Annotated in this window: 11 protein-coding genes; 5 read left to right on the top strand and 6 right to left on the bottom strand. The window is 73.7% G+C overall.

Features of this window, described 5'->3' with window-relative positions; all coding sequences use genetic code 11:
* Positions 1–7: 7 nt before the first annotated feature.
* Together ACGRHY_RS02280 and ACGRHY_RS02275 are read left to right on the top strand one after the other, a co-directional pair.
* Positions 8–1,792, top strand: coding sequence for an acyl-CoA dehydrogenase family protein (locus ACGRHY_RS02280; protein WP_394633700.1), 1,785 nt, complete (start codon positions 8–10; stop codon positions 1,790–1,792).
* The gene (locus ACGRHY_RS02275; protein WP_394633699.1) at positions 1,789–2,535 is read left to right on the top strand and encodes a 4'-phosphopantetheinyl transferase family protein; all 747 of its coding nucleotides are present in this window, start codon (positions 1,789–1,791) and stop codon (positions 2,533–2,535) included. The genes ACGRHY_RS02280 and ACGRHY_RS02275 overlap by 4 nt, the downstream gene beginning before the upstream one ends.
* Position 2,536: 1 nt before the next feature.
* Here the strand turns inward: ACGRHY_RS02275 and ACGRHY_RS02270 are convergent, their stop codons facing one another.
* Positions 2,537–3,181: a MerR family transcriptional regulator gene (locus tag ACGRHY_RS02270; RefSeq protein WP_394633698.1), complete on the bottom strand. Its 645-nt coding sequence runs from the start codon at positions 3,179–3,181 to the stop codon at positions 2,537–2,539.
* Positions 3,182–3,333: 152 nt separating this feature from the next.
* Between ACGRHY_RS02270 and ACGRHY_RS02265 the strand changes: the two genes are divergently transcribed.
* The 3 genes from ACGRHY_RS02265 to ACGRHY_RS02255 all read left to right on the top strand — a co-directional run bounded on the left by ACGRHY_RS02265 (position 3,334) and on the right by ACGRHY_RS02255 (position 5,706).
* Positions 3,334–3,735 carry a DUF3291 domain-containing protein gene (locus ACGRHY_RS02265; RefSeq protein WP_394633697.1) on the top strand — a complete coding sequence of 134 codons (402 nt, stop codon included), beginning with the start codon at positions 3,334–3,336 and terminating at the stop codon, positions 3,733–3,735.
* A 42-nt stretch (positions 3,736–3,777) separates the two neighbouring features.
* Positions 3,778–5,244: an MFS transporter gene (locus ACGRHY_RS02260; protein WP_394633696.1), complete on the top strand. Its 1,467-nt coding sequence runs from the start codon at positions 3,778–3,780 to the stop codon at positions 5,242–5,244.
* A 180-nt stretch (positions 5,245–5,424) separates the two neighbouring features.
* Positions 5,425–5,706 (top strand): GlsB/YeaQ/YmgE family stress response membrane protein, encoded by a 282-nt coding sequence (locus tag ACGRHY_RS02255; RefSeq protein WP_394633695.1) that lies wholly within the window; start codon positions 5,425–5,427, stop codon positions 5,704–5,706.
* Between the two features lie 494 nt (positions 5,707–6,200).
* Here the strand turns inward: ACGRHY_RS02255 and ACGRHY_RS02250 are convergent, their stop codons facing one another.
* From ACGRHY_RS02250 to ACGRHY_RS02230, 5 genes are all read right to left on the bottom strand, one after another.
* On the bottom strand, positions 6,201–7,358 hold the full coding sequence (locus ACGRHY_RS02250; RefSeq protein ID WP_394633694.1) for a 1-acyl-sn-glycerol-3-phosphate acyltransferase: 1,158 nt from the start codon (positions 7,356–7,358) through the stop codon (positions 6,201–6,203).
* 279 nt (positions 7,359–7,637) lie between these two features.
* Positions 7,638–8,048, bottom strand: coding sequence for a PTS-dependent dihydroxyacetone kinase phosphotransferase subunit DhaM (locus tag ACGRHY_RS02245; protein ID WP_394633693.1), 411 nt, complete (start codon positions 8,046–8,048; stop codon positions 7,638–7,640).
* Positions 8,045–8,644: a dihydroxyacetone kinase subunit DhaL gene (gene dhaL / locus ACGRHY_RS02240; RefSeq protein ID WP_394637894.1), complete on the bottom strand. Its 600-nt coding sequence runs from the start codon at positions 8,642–8,644 to the stop codon at positions 8,045–8,047. Before dhaL ends, ACGRHY_RS02245 begins: the two co-directional genes overlap by 4 nt.
* Positions 8,645–8,751: 107 nt before the next feature.
* Entirely contained in the window at positions 8,752–9,744 is a 993-nt protein-coding gene (dhaK, locus tag ACGRHY_RS02235; RefSeq protein ID WP_394633692.1) for a dihydroxyacetone kinase subunit DhaK, read from the bottom strand.
* A 772-nt stretch (positions 9,745–10,516) separates the two neighbouring features.
* Positions 10,517–13,360 (bottom strand): heavy metal translocating P-type ATPase, encoded by a 2,844-nt coding sequence (locus ACGRHY_RS02230; RefSeq protein WP_394633691.1) that lies wholly within the window; start codon positions 13,358–13,360, stop codon positions 10,517–10,519.
* Positions 13,361–13,854 lie beyond the last annotated feature (494 nt).

Raw genomic sequence — 13,854 nt, 5'->3', positions numbered from 1 at the left:
CAGTGGCATGAACGTGGGCAAAATGACTTCCCTGGCCGGGGAGTTGGAGGACTATCTGGGTGATCCGCACGACGACCGCTCGCGGATGCCGTTCGCCCGGATCCTGGAGCACGACGAGCGGGAGCAGTACCCCCACCAGATGGTGAGCCTGCTGCAGGACTGGGGTCTGCACCACTACTGCCTGCCCGAGCGGTGGGGCGGGCGGGCCGGCGACGTGGAGGTGGGCTTCCAGCTCGTGCGGCTGGTGGCCCGCCGGGACCCGACCACCGCCACCGCGCTGATGATCACCAACGTGGCGTTCATGCCGACCTGGATCGCCGCCACCGACGAGCAGGGCCGCGCCGCCGTCGACGCGATCAACCACGGCGGGCGGATGGCCTGGGGGCTGACCGAGCGCGACCACGGCAGCGACATCCTCGCCAACGAGATGCGCGCCGAGAAGGTCCCCGGCGGTTATGTGCTGACCGGCGAGAAGTGGCTGATCGGCAATGCCACGGTGGCCGACGTGGTCAGCGTCCAGGCACGCACCGACCCGCGGGGCGGACCGGGCGGGTGGTCGGTCTTCGCGGTGGACAAGCGGCGCTGTCCGGCCGGTTCGGTGATGCCGCTGCCCGCCGAGCGCCTCCACGGGCTGCGGGCCATCGACATGAGCGGCATCCGGCTGGACGGGGTGTTCGTGCCCGAGGAGTGCCGGATCGGGGCCGAGGGGCAGGGGCTCGAACTGGCCCTCCAGGGAGCCCAGGTGGCCCGCACGGTGATCTGCGCGATCGCACTGGGCGCGGTGGACACCGCGCTGCGGGTGACCCTGGACTTCGCCGAGCAGCGCAGGATCTTCGGCCGGAAGGTCGCCGACATCCCCTACTCGCGGCGGCAGCTCGCCGAGTCCTTCGCCGATCTGATGCTGGCCGACGCGGTCTCCGCGGCGGCGGTCCGCTCCCTGCAGGTGGTCCCGGAGCAGACCAGTGTCTTCTCCTCGGTGGTGAAGTACTTCGTGCCCACGCTGCTGGACCGCACGATGGCGCAGCTGTCGGTGGTGCTGGGCGCCCGCCAGTACCTGCGCGACCACCCGCACTACGGCGTCTACCAGAAGATGCTGCGCGACCTGCTCGCGGTGCACTTCGTCGACGGCAACACGGTGGTGAACCTCAAGAGCGTGGGCGCCCAGCTCGACGGCCTGCTGACGGCGGCGGTCTCCTCGGACCGCGCGGCCCGCGACGAGGCCGCGGACCGCGTGTCCGCGGTGTACGACGCGGACGCGCCGCTGCCGGTCTGGGAGCCGCACCGGCAACTGCTGGTCAGCCGCGGCCGCGACGACACGGTGGTCTCACTGCCGGTGGCCGTGGAGCGGCTGCGGGCGATGGCGGCCCGGCACGGCGACGAGCGCCAGCGGGAGTGGCTGGGCCGCGCGGCGGACCTGGCGGTGCGGCTGTCGGGGGAGTTCGCCCGGCTGCGGGCCGAACTGGACCTGCTGAAGCGGGCCCAGGGCCGCGGGTACGGGTCCTCGGCCGAGCTGTTCCGGCTGGCCGAGCGTTACTGCGCCCTGCACGCGGCCGCCGCCTCGGTGCAGTTGGCCGCAGGCTCGGCCCGGGTGTTCGGAGAGGGGTTCCCCGACGGCGCGGTGCTGCTGCTCTCCCTGGAGAGGGTGTGGCGTCTGCTCCACCCCACCGAGACGGTGACCGACCCGGAGGTCGTGGACCGGGTGATGGAGGTGCTGCGCGCCCTGCACACCGAGCCCCGGCTCTTCTCCGCCCGGCCCGTTCCTGTCCGGGCCTCCGCGCCGGCGTCCGAATGACCGCGCCGCCCGGGGCCCAGTTGTGGCTGCTGGCCGAGGAGTCGGTGGAGGCGGAGGTGGCGCGGTACGCCGCCGGGCTGCTCTCCACCGACGAGCGGCGCCGGCTGGAGCGGCTCCGTCCGCCGGACGGGCGGCGCCGCTTCCTCGGAGCGCGGCTGCTGTGCCGCACGGTGCTGGGGGAGCTGCTGGGCCGGCCCCCGGCGGCGCTGCGGTTCGTCCGCGGCGGGCTGGGCCGGCCGGAGCTGGATCCCAACCCGTGGGGGGTGCGGTTCAGCGTGTCCCACACCCGCGGTCTCGTCGGCTGCCTGGTGAGCTGGGACGGTCCGTGCGGGCTGGACGTGGAGCAGGCGGTGGCGGCCGAGCCGGTGGTCCGTCACGGGGAGCGGTGGCTGGCCCCCGCGGAGCGGGCGCGGCTGTCGGCGCTCGCTCCCGGACGGCGGGCGAGGTCGTTCACCGACCTGTGGGTGCTGAAGGAGGCGTACACCAAGGCCCTGGGGACGGGGTTCCAGCACCGCTTCGACGGGTTCCGGCTCGGTCCGGACGAGCACGGCCGGATCGTGCTGGAGGACCCGTCGGTGCCACCGGAGGACGTTTCGCGCTGGCGCTTCGCCCTGCTGTCGGTGTCCGGGGGGCACCGGCTGGCGGTGGCGGTGCGGCGGGACGGTGCCGGGGACACCCCGTGGTCCGCTCCCCGGCCGCGGTACCTCGATCCGCGCACGGTGGTGGCCGGTGCCGGCCGGTGACTCACCGGCCGACGCGGTCCCCGCCCTCGCCGGCGTACCGCAGCGCCGCCTCGTTCTCCTGCGCCATCCGGCGCAGGGTGGCCAGGACCGGCTCCATCAGGACGGTCAGCGCCAGGGCCCGTTCGGCGATGTCGATCCGGTCCTCGAGTCCGGCGAGCCGGTCCAGGTCCACCCGGGCGGTGGCGGCGGCCAGCTCGGCGTACGGTGCCAGTTCGTCGGCGTCGTGGCCGGCGCCGACCTCGCGCAGTGCCCGCAGACCGGCGGCCAGCGCCCCGCGCAGCGGCGACTGCTCGGTGACGGTCCAGCCCATCCGCTCGATGAGCCGCTCCACCTCGGCCGCGCAGCCGTCCGAACCCTCCCCGTCCGGCGCAGTGGCCACCGGGGACCGGAGGGCGTAGTGCGTGACGCCGAGGGTCTCGTACCGGCCGAGCGGTTCGGCGACGGCTTCCAGGACCTCCCTGGTGGCGGCCACCGAGAGTCCGCCGAGCGTGATCAGAGCTCTGACCAGGCGCAGCCGGCGCAGATGCTCCTCGTCGTACTCGGCCTGGTTGCTGGCGGTCGCCCGGCCGGGCGGCAGCAGCCCCTCCCGCAGATAGAACTTGATCGTCGGGACGGGGACACCGCTGCGGCGGCTCAGCTCGGACATCCTCACGGAGTTCTCGATTCTGCGGCGGGGGCGGCGTACGCCGCATATGGACATGGCAAGTGTAACGTGCCACTATCGATAGTGGATAGTGTCACTATCGTCCGTTAGCAGGTGACGCCCCGCGCCCTGCCCGCCAGTCAAGGACCCGCGCCATGCCGAAGCTCCCCTGGACCAAGGTCAACCCCGCCGCCCCCGCAGCCGAGGCCGTTGTCATGGCCTCCCGGCTTGAGGTCCGCTCCCTGCGGCACGTCCCCCGCTTCTTCTGGCTCTCCCTGGTCTCGTGGCGCCAGGTCCGCCGCTCGCAAGGGGCCTTCGGGGTCGCGCTCATCGCCCAGCTCGGCCGCGGCGTTTTCTGGACCCTCTCGGCCTGGGAGAGCAAGGAGGCGCTGTACGCCTACGCCAAGGCCGAGCCGCACAACTCGATCATGAAGCGGCTGAGGCCCACCATGCGCGAGTCGCACTTCGTCTTCTGGACCGTTCCCGCCGAGCGGCTTCCCATCTCCTGGGAGGACGCCCGAGCCCGCCTGTCGGAGGAACGGGCCCGGCAGTCCTGACCCCCGCCCGCCCCCGACCGACCATTCTGACGGGAGAACCCCATGTCCACCGCCGCACCACCCGCGCCGGGCGCCGGACGCGCACCGCTGTGGCTGGCGATCATCGCCTGTTCCCTGCCGATGTTCATGACCGCCCTGGACAACCTGGTGGTCTCCACCGCGCTGCGGACCCTCCAGCAGGACCTCTCGGCCAGCGCTCAGGACCTGCAGTGGTTCGTCAACGCCTACACCCTGGGCTTCGCCTGCTTCCTGCTGGTCTGCGCGGGCCTGGGTGACCGCTACGGCCGCCGCCGTTTCTTCGTCCTGGGCATCGTCGTCTTCACACTGGCCTCCGTCGGCTGCGGTCTCTCCGAAACCAGCGGCCAGCTCATCGCCTTCCGGGCCCTTCAGGGCCTGGGCGCGGCCGCGGTCATGCCCCTGTCGCTGACCCTGCTCTCCGCAGCGGTCCCGGACCGGCTGCGCGGCCTGGCCGTGGGGCTGTGGAGCGCGGTCAGCGGCACCGCCGTCGCGCTCGGCCCGGTGGTGGGCGGCGCGGTCGTGGACGGACTCGACTGGCAGTGGATCTTCTGGATCAACGTGCCGGTCGGTCTGGTCGCGGTGCCGCTGGCGCTGCTCGTCCTCAAGGAGAGCCGCGGGGAGCGGGCCCGTATCGACGTCGAGGGCATGCTGCTGGTCACCGCCGGTCTGCTCGCCCTGGTCTGGGGCATCGTCAACGGCGAGACCCGCGGCTGGAGCGACGGCCGGGTGCTGCTCGCCCTGGCCGGAGGCGTGGTGCTGCTCGCGCTGTTCACCCTCTGGGAGCGGCGCACCAGGGATCCGCTGCTGCCGCTGCGCTTCTACCGGATCCGCGCCTTCACCCTCACCAACCTCGTCTCCGCGGCCATGTACTTCGGGGTCTTCGGATCCATCTTCCTGCTGGCGCAGTACCTGCAGATCGCGCCTCCGCGCACCCCGCTGCACGCCGGTGTGCTCACCCTGTCCTGGACTCTGATGCCGATGTTCGTGGCGCCGCTGGCCGGCATGCTCACCGCGCGGGTGGGCGGCGGACGCCTGATGGGCCTGGGTCTGCTGCTTCAGGCGGGCGGTCTGGTCTGGATCAATCTGGTGGCGACCACCGACACCCCCTACGCCCGCCTGGTGGCGCCGATGGTCCTCGCCGGTATCGGCATGGGGCTGACCTTCGCGCCCGCCGCCACGGTGGTGCTGTCCTCCGTGCGCAAGACGGAGCACGGCAAGGCCTCCGGTGCCAACAGCACCGCCCGGGAGATCGGAGGCGCCCTGGGAGTGGCGGTCCTGGGCACGGTTTTCGCGGCTCACGGCGGCTACCTCTCCCCGCAGGACTTCGTGGACGGTGTGCGGCCCGCGCTGTGGATCGGAGCGGCGGTCACCGCGCTCGGCGGCCTGGTGGCCTTCGCCATTCCCAGGCAGCAGGCCGCGTCCCCGGAACCGGACGGCGGGGACACCGGACCGGCCGCTCCGGGCACGAGGGAGATGCGGCAGGTGGCCTGACCGGGTGCACGGCCCGCACGGCACCGGTGCGCGACCGGTGCCGTGCGGCGGGGAGCGGCCGGGACGGAAAGGAAAACCCCTGCTCCGCGCGTCTTTTACGGAACTCCGGAGAACTCCCTTGTTTGGCTGGCGAGTTCATGGCAATGCGGTTCTGTGAAGACGAAAAGGAGGTACCCAGACATGGGCATCATCGCGTGGATTCTCATCGGTCTGCTCGCCGGAGCGATCGCCAAAGTCCTCATGCCGGGCAAGGACCCGGGCGGCATCCTCGTCACGATGCTGATCGGTATCGTGGGCGGCCTTCTCGGCGGTTTCCTCGGCAAGGTGATATTCGGCGTCGATTCGATCGACGGGTTCTTCGACCTCTCCACCTGGATCGCCGCCATCGTCGGCTCGGTCATCGTTCTGGCCGTCTACCGGGCCGTGACCGGTCGCGGCAACCGCCGCCACGTCCACGCCTGACCCGGTACGGGTCTTCCGGACACGCGGTGGCCGGGGACCGGCTCGTAGCCGCACGGGTCCCGTCGGCCGACCCGCGCACGGCGCGCCCCCGGCGGCCCCCTCACCAGAGCGGGCCGCCGGGGGCGCGCCGTGCGCGGGGGCGGACATGCGATCACACGGCCGAAACCGTCACCGCACACTCTCGGCGCGCCCCCGATCCCGGTCGGAACCCGCCGGAGCGGGAGGGCGGAAAAGGTGAACCCGGCCGGGTGGTTCGGAGTGCCAAGTGCTTTTCCCTCTCGGGCGTCACCCGTGCCGGCCGACGAATTGTCCGGCGCGTGACCATCGCCCGGGGAATACCGCGCCGGGGCAGTGCGCCCCCCCGGCTGCCGTCCGCGGTGGAGGCGGTGGTCAACCGGCCGCGCGTCACCGGCGACGACGAGGACTGCGGCGAGACCCCCGGGCCGGGGCCGCCGGACGAACCGGCCCCGCCCCTCACCGGAGCCGGGCGCGGCTCAGGCGGTCGCCGAGAAGTCCCCGCGTGAGCGGACGGGGTGACCGGCCCGCTCCGCCGCGACCCGCCAGGCGGCGACGACCGCCCGGCGGGCGCCGGCGGTGGCCGTGACCACGTCGCCCGACAGCCGGACCGGCTCGCCGACGTGGACGTGTACGCCGGGTCGGCGCAGCGGGGCGGTGACGAACCCGGCGACCTGCTTGGCGGTGGACCCGGAGCTGATCCGGCGGGAACCGGCCTGCCCGAGGGGGACCACCGGAGCGCCGGTGGCCAGCGCCAGCCGGGCCAGCCCGCTGCGGAACGGGCCTGGTTCGGCCTCGCCGGAGTCCGAGCGGCGCGGCAGACCGCCCTCACCGTAGATGAGCACGACCCGCCCCGCCGCGAGCGCGGCGGCGGCGCCCTCCAGCGAGGCGGCGGCCCGCTCGGTGCCCCGGTGCACCGGTACGTGCCCGTCGCGGACGAGAGCCTGGCGCAGACCGGGTATCCGCCACAGCCCGGCGGTCGCCAGCACCACGGGCCTGGTGTCCAGGCGGTGCAGGGCCGCCAGGACCACGCCGGGGTCGACCAGGGAGGTGTGGTTGGCGGCGACGATGCTGCCGGGCGCGAGGTCGGCGCCGGGGTCGCGGGTGACCCGCAGACGGCCGAGAGCGGGTACGACGGTACGGGCGACGGTGCTGAGCACGGCGGACTCCTCTGGGTGCTCCTGTGCGGTTCCGGTGCGTCCGCCGGACGCCGGATGCCGGACGTCGGAGGGGCGGCGGACCTCATCCTCGCCGGGCGCGCCCGGCGGCGCCTGAGTAGCCGTACTCATCCGCCTGCAGGTGTCGTCCCGGAGCACGGGCGGCGGGGACCACCGGCGGCCGGCCCGCGGCCCGCTCAGGAGGAGGGGCGGGGTGCGGGGCGCATCATCGGCGGAGTGAGTTTCGTCGCGGGCCCGCGCGGTACAGCGTGGCCGGACGTCCGCCCCGTGAGTGCCTGCGGCGTCCCGTCCTGGCGAGGAACCCCCGGCCTCGGTCACCTTGCGGTGGAAGTCGGGCGCGTCCAGCGTGGTGCCCCGGACCGCCTCGTAGACCGCGCGCAGCTGGCCGATCGTGAACTCCGGCGGGCAGAAGCCGGTGGCGATGGTCGTGAACTGCAGCTTCGTGCGGGCCGTCTCCACGGCGTCCCCCAGGATGCGGTGGTCGGCCGGCGGCCCCCGCCTCCCGGGCCGCCGCACCCGCCACGGAGGAGTCCGCCCCCCGTGACGGACGGGCCCGGCATCCAGGGCCCGCCCGCGGACCACGTGGCCGTCGCCCGCGAGGTGCTCGCCGTCGAGGGCCGGCTCCACCGGTCGGCCCGGGCCCGCGTGACCTGCGGCGGGCCGACGGGACGGCGCAGCGCCGCCTCCCTTCGGCGGGCCCGCACGGACTCGGGGCGTCCGTGCGGGCACGGGCTCCGGTCAGACCTTGCGGTAGCCGTACGCCTCCGCCGCGGCCGCCGCGACCGCGTCCAGGCCCGCGCCGGTGGAGGCGGTGACCACGGCCGCGACCGCGCCCTCCACGAAGGGCGCGTCCACCAGGCGGGTGTCCGGGGGCAGTTCGCCCTCCTCGGCGAGGAGCGTGCGCACCGTCAGCACCGCGCTGCCCAGGTCCACCAGCACCGCCACGCCCGCGCCCCGGTCGACCCGGCGGGCCGCCTCGGTGATCAGCTCCGAACTGGTGCCCAGCCCGCCGTCCCCGGCGCCGCCGGCGGGCGCGACCGGGACGGCGGCGCCGCCCGCCAGTCCGAGCGCCATATGGGCGACGGACTCGGCCACCTGCCTGCTGTGCGAGACCAGCACGACGCCGACCCGCCCGCTCACGCCGCTCATGCGGACTCCCCGGTCGCGGCGGTGCCGGCGGTGTCGGCGAGTGCGGCGAAGAACAGCGCCGAGGAGGTGGCGCCGGGGTCCTGGTGCCCGACGCTGCGCTCGCCCAGATAGCTTGCCCGGCCCCTGCGCGCCCGCATCGGCACGGTGGCCGCGGCCCCCTCCTCGGCGGCCCTGCGTGCCGCCTCGAAGTCGCCGCCCGAATCGCCCAGCGCCTCCACGGCCGGGTACAGCGCGTCCAGCATCGTCTTGTCACCCCGCGCCGCGGAACCCAGCTGCGCCACCGCCTCCACCCCGGCGCGCAGCGCCTCCCGCAGCCGCCCGGGATCCACGCTGCCCTCCGTGCCCAGTGTCTTGCCCGCGCGGCGCAGCAGCGTCCCGTACAGCGGGCCCGAGGCGCCGCCGACGGTGGAGATCAGCCGGCGCCCGGCGAGGGTGAGCACCGCGCCGGGGGAGGAGGGGACCTCCTTCTCCAGGGAGTCGACCGCGGCGGTCAGACCGCGCCGCATATTGGCGCCGTGGTCGGCGTCGCCGATGGCGGAGTCCAGCTCGGTCAGCCTGTCCGCCTCCCGGTCCACGGCGGCCGATACAGCGGACATCCAGCGGCGGAAGAAGTCGGCGTCCAGTGCGACGGTCACCACGGTCTCCTTGTCTGCGGACGGTGCCTGCGGGTACTGCGTCCGGTTCCCTGCCCGGCCCTCCGAGGTCACATGCCCCAGCGCAGAGCGGGGGTGCGCACCGGCGCGTCCCACAGCCGCAGCAGCTCCTCGTCCGCCTGGCACAGGGTGACGGAGCAGCCCGCCATGTCGAGCGAGGTGACGTAGCCGCCGACGAGGGTGCGGGCCACGGCCACGCGGCGCTCGCCGAGCACGCGGTGGACCTCGGCGGCGAAGCCGTACAGCTCCAGCAGCGGGGTACCGCCCATGCCGTTGACCAGCGCCAGTACGGGGCGGTCCGGGCGCAGGTCGTCCAGCACCGCGTCCACCGCCGTGTCCGCGATCTCGCCGGAGGTCATCATCCCCCGCCGCTCGCGGCCCGGCTCCCCGTGGATGCCGACGCCCAGCTCCAGCTCGCCGGGCGGCAGGTCGAAGGTGGGCAGGCCCCGTGCCGGAGTCGTGCAGGCGCTCAGCGCCACGCCGAAGCTGCGGGAGGACTCCACCACCTGCCGGGCCACTGCCTCCACCCGCTCCAGCGGCGCGCCCGCCTCGGCCGCCGCGCCCGCCAGCTTCTCCACGAACAGCGTGGCGCCGGTGCCACGCCGGCCGGCGGTGTAGGTGCTGTCGACCACCGCCACATCGTCGTCGACCAGCACCCTGGCGACCTGCACACCCTCGTCCTCGGCCAGCTCGGCGGCCATGTCGAAGTTGAGTACGTCGCCGGTGTAGTTCTTCACCACGAACAGCACCCCCCGGCCGCTGTCCACGGCGGCCGCGGCCCGCGCCATCTGGTCCGGCACGGGGGAGGTGAACACCTCGCCGGGACAGGCCGCGTCCAGCATCCCGGGGCCGACGAACCCGCCGTGCAGCGGCTCGTGCCCCGAGCCGCCGCCGGAGACCAGCCCCACCTTGTCCGCGACCGGTGCGTCCCGGCGGACCACCACTCGGTTCTCGACGTCGACCGACAGCTCCGGATGGGCGGCGGCCATGCCGCGAAGAGCGTCGGCCACCACCGTCTCCGGCACGTTGATCAGCATCTTCACAGGTGCCTCCCAATAAGCTTGGCGGGTGAGTCGTCTGCCCGCATTTCTGCTGGTCAGATCGGGTTCGGGTAGTTCTCGGTCCTGGCGGCCCGTAGCGGCCGGAAGCGGGCTGTGGCGGTACTGGCGCCGACTCAATGCTGACTTTGGTGACGCCGTGCCGGATTTCTGCGACGGGTCGACGACATGCCGCTCGGAGTCCTACGGAGGCAGTATCGGCCTTGCGGCTGTGAAGGTCACGTGAGCCGCCATCCCGAGCGAGTCGGCGAAGGAGAACTGCTCATGGCGACAGGACCGGGAGACCCGCGGCTTCGGCCCCGGAGTGCGGATCGGAGGCAACCGGGTGGTGTCTGTTTCCATGGGGAGGGGGCCTTGACCTCGTGTCCAGGACCCGGGGCCAGGACCCCCGGGCGGCATCCGGTCCCGCGTCCGCCAGGTACGGAACCGGCGCTCGGCGGATCCCGGGGCCGTCACGGACCTCTCCGTGTCACGGCGCTACCGGGCGTGCCGGCGAGGGCCCAAACGAACCGGTCGACGACGGGTGTGCCGGTGAGGCTTTCCGGTGCCGGGGGGACCCGGCGAACCGGGCCGTGGGTCCGGGCCGGGAGGCAGGAGACAGGCCGTGTCCACCGGTACGGACCGTGGGTGGTCCGGGGAAGCGCGGAGCCGGGGCTTCCCCGGCCGGTCTCGCCGCTCGGACGGACCGGGCGGCAGGCCTTCCGCCGATGTGCCCGGGTGCGCCCGTGGGTGTGGTGCGGGATGGCCGCAGCAGGAGTCACCGGCGTTCGCCTTCCCCGGGGGACCTGTCGGCCGCCGGGGCGGTGTGGCGGTCCGGGGCGGCGTCGAACGCGGCGGCGCACCGGGGGGAGCAGAAGTGATGGATCCCGTGCTCGGCCTGCCGGTGTTCGGCGGCGGTCGCCTCGGTCATCCGCATGCCGCACACCGGATCCGTGACCACGGTGTCGCTGTCGTTCCGGGAGTCGGAGCGGTGGTGTTCATGACCTTCCCGGGCCACCGTGCCGTCGGCCGGGACCAGGCCGGCGGCGGACTCGACGCGGGGCCGGATGAGCACGGGCCCGGCAGGTGGCAGTGGGGCGGGGTGCCAGCGGCGCAGCCGGGAGGCATTGGTGACGACCGACAGCGAGCTGAGCGCCATGGCCGCGGCGGCGATGATCGGGCTGAGCCGGATGCCCCACAGCGGGTAGAGCGCACCTGCGGCGAGGGGGACGCCGACGGCGTTGTAGACCAGAGCGAAGAACAGGTTCTGCCGGATGTTGCGCATCGTGGCCCGCGACAGCCGGACGGCGGTGACCACCCCGCCGAGCGAGCCGGAGATCAGGGTGATGTCGGCGGCCTCGATGGCGACATCGGTGCCGGTGCCGATGGCCAGACCGATGTCGGCGGCGGCCAGGGCGGGGGCGTCGTTGATGCCGTCACCGACCATGCCGACAGTGCGGCCCTCACCTTGCAGGCGGCGGATCTCCTCGGCCTTGTGCTCGGGGAGCACCTCGGCCAGCACTCGGTCCACGCCCACCTGGGCGGCGATGGCGGCTGCGGTGCGGGCGTTGTCGCCGGTGAGCATGACGACATCGATGCCCAGGCGCCGCAGGGCGGCGATGGCGGCGGCGGAGTCGTCCTTGACGGTGTCGGCGACCGCGAGGACGCCTGCGGGCCGCCCGTCGACCGCGGTCAGGACCGGTGTCCTGCCCGCGGCCGAGAACCCGGCCGCGACGGCGGACAGGCCGGAGGTGTCGATGCCGGCGTCCTCCAGGAGCCGGGCGGTGCCCACCAGGATGGCGCGGCCCTCCACGGTGGCCCGCACGCCCTTGCCGGTGGCCGAGTCGAAACCCGTCGCGGTCGGCCGGTCCAGGCCGCGTGCCCGGACGCCGGTGACGACGGCCTGCGCGAGCGGGTGTTCGCTGTCGGCCTCGGCAGCGGCCACCAGTGGCAGCAGCCGGGTCTCGTCGAATCCGCCGACGGGGTGGACGTCGGTCAGGACGGGTTTGCCCTCGGTGATGGTGCCGGTCTTGTCCAGGACCACGGTGTCCAGCCTGTGCGCGGTCTCCAGGGCCTCGGCGGAGCGGATCAGGATGCCGGCCCGGGCGCCTTTGCCGGTGCCGACCATCACCGACAGCGGAGTGGCCAGGCCCAGCGCGCACGGGCAGGCGATGATCAGCACGGCGACCGCCGAGACCAGCGCCAGGGTCAGCGCGGGAGGTGGTCCCAGGGTGAACCAGGCGGCGAAGGCGCCGATCGCGATGGCGATGACCGTGGGCACGAAGTACGCCGATATGGCGTCGGCGAGCCGCTGGATGGGGGCCTTGGACGCCTGGGCCTGCCGCACCAGGCGGATGATCTGGGCGAGCACCGTGTCCGCGCCGACCTTGGCAGCCCGCACCCGCAGTGATCCGGTGCCGTTGACGGTGGCTCCGACGACCATGTCCCCGGCGTGCTTGGTGGCGGGCATCGGCTCGCCGGTGATCATGGACTCGTCGACGGCGGAGGAGCCGGAGACGACCTCGGCGTCGACGGGGATCTTCTCCCCCGGGCGGATGACGATCTCGTCTCCGATCACCACGTCCTCGACGAGGACCTCACGTTCGGTTCCCTCCCGCACGACGCGGGCGGTGCGGGCCCGCAGGCCCAGCAGAGCCCGGATGGCCTCGCCGGTGCCGGCCTTCGCGCGGGCCTCCAGCAGCCTTCCGAGCAGGATCAGCGTGAGGATGACACCGACGGCCTCGAAGTAGACCTCGCGAACGTCCTCGGGCAGCAGCGCTGGGGCGAAGGTGACCAGCAGGCTGTAGCCGTAGGCGGCGCTCGTGCCGAGGGTGATCAGGGAGTTCATGTCGGCGGCCCGGTGGCGCAGGGTCAGCCAGCCCGTCGCGTGGATCGGCCACCCGGTGTAGAACATCACCGGCGTGATCAGCACCAGCTGCAGCCAGTGGTTCAGCATCCAGCCGGGCACCCAGTCGGCACCGAACAGCTCGTGCGCCATCACGGCGAACAGCACCGGTGCGGTGAACACCGAGCCGACCGTCACCCTGCGCGTGAGGTCCTCGATCTCCGCCTGCCGTTCGGCGGTCTCCCCGCTCTCCGCCTCGGCCGCCGACCGGCCCTCGCCCTCCGCCGGGAGAGTGCCGGCAGAAGCGGCAGAAGCGGCCGGAGCGGCCGGAGCGGGCGGGGAAGGCGGGGAAGTGGCCGCGGCGCCGTCACCGCCGCCCGTGGCGGGTGGTGCGGCGTCCTCCACAGGTTCGACGAGCAACGTGCCGTGGATCATGTTCATGCCGCATGCGAAGCCGAAGGAGCCCGGCCGGTCGGGATCGATCCGCACCGTGGTGCGGGTGTGGGCAGGCAGACCCGCGCCGATCCTGAGATCGGGGAAGACCACCCGGGAGGTGCACTCGCCGGCCTCCTGCCGGTCGAAGACCAACTCCACCGGTGTGCCCCGGCGGACCCTTATCACGTCGGGGCTGTAACCGCCCCGCACCCTGACCTCCACCCGCTGTACGCCGCCTTCCACCCGGGCGGCGCCGACCCGGCGCGGTCCGAAGAAGTACCAGCCCAGCACGGCGACCAGCACGGCCGAGGCAAGGACGACCACGGTATCGACGGCGTCCATGGGCTTCTCGCCTCCCTCACCGACTCACCCTCAAGCCTGCACCCGGACACCCCGCCGTGTAAGGGCCGGACGGCGAAGGCGCGGGATCGGAGTTCCCCGGCGCCCGTCCGCGCCCTGAAAGCCGGGCACGGTGGAAACGGACGGGCGGTGACGAGGCTCCGGTACACCCAAGGCGTCAACGGGCGGGACCGGTCCGGGACACCGGTCGGCATGACGCTGTTCCGGACGGCGGTTACCACAGCCGTCGTGCTGCTCGCCCCCGTCTTCGGCCGGTGCCACGGAAACCCCCGCTCCGATCGCGCCCGCGCCGGAGGGCATCCTCCACGCACGGCGGACCGTGGAGAGAGCGACGCGGAGGAGTGCCGGCGCCGGCCCGGCCCCGCTGAGCCGGGCCAGGGTCTCCCCGAACCGGTACGCCACCGGGAGGTGGGCAGCGGCTGGAAAGGCGGGCCATCCCTGCCGTGGCGCTCCGCCCTGTAAATCCCTCTCCTGGC

This window comes from Streptomyces shinuiensis (assembly GCF_043660855.1).
Classification (GTDB): domain Bacteria; phylum Actinomycetota; class Actinomycetes; order Streptomycetales; family Streptomycetaceae; genus Streptomyces.
Note: the sequence above shows the minus strand (reverse complement) of the source record. Positions and strands in the feature narration are given on the sequence as shown.

Bases quoted from the DNA above. Each gene is read 5' to 3' on its own strand.
- ACGRHY_RS02265 (WP_394633697.1), top strand. From the start codon at position 3,334: ATGCCGAAGCTCCCCTGGACCAAGGTCAACCCCGCCGCCCCCGCAGCC.
- ACGRHY_RS02245 (WP_394633693.1), bottom strand. From the start codon at position 8,048: ATGAGCGGCGTGAGCGGGCGGGTCGGCGTCGTGCTGGTCTCGCACAGC.
- ACGRHY_RS02230 (WP_394633691.1), bottom strand. From the start codon at position 13,360: ATGGACGCCGTCGATACCGTGGTCGTCCTTGCCTCGGCCGTGCTGGTC.
- ACGRHY_RS02260 (WP_394633696.1), top strand. From the start codon at position 3,778: ATGTCCACCGCCGCACCACCCGCGCCGGGCGCCGGACGCGCACCGCTG.
- ACGRHY_RS02275 (WP_394633699.1), top strand. From the start codon at position 1,789: ATGACCGCGCCGCCCGGGGCCCAGTTGTGGCTGCTGGCCGAGGAGTCG.
- ACGRHY_RS02270 (WP_394633698.1), bottom strand. From the start codon at position 3,181: ATGTCCGAGCTGAGCCGCCGCAGCGGTGTCCCCGTCCCGACGATCAAG.
- ACGRHY_RS02280 (WP_394633700.1), top strand. From the start codon at position 8: ATGAACGTGGGCAAAATGACTTCCCTGGCCGGGGAGTTGGAGGACTAT.
- dhaL (WP_394637894.1), bottom strand. From the start codon at position 8,644: ATGTCCGCTGTATCGGCCGCCGTGGACCGGGAGGCGGACAGGCTGACC.
- ACGRHY_RS02255 (WP_394633695.1), top strand. From the start codon at position 5,425: ATGGGCATCATCGCGTGGATTCTCATCGGTCTGCTCGCCGGAGCGATC.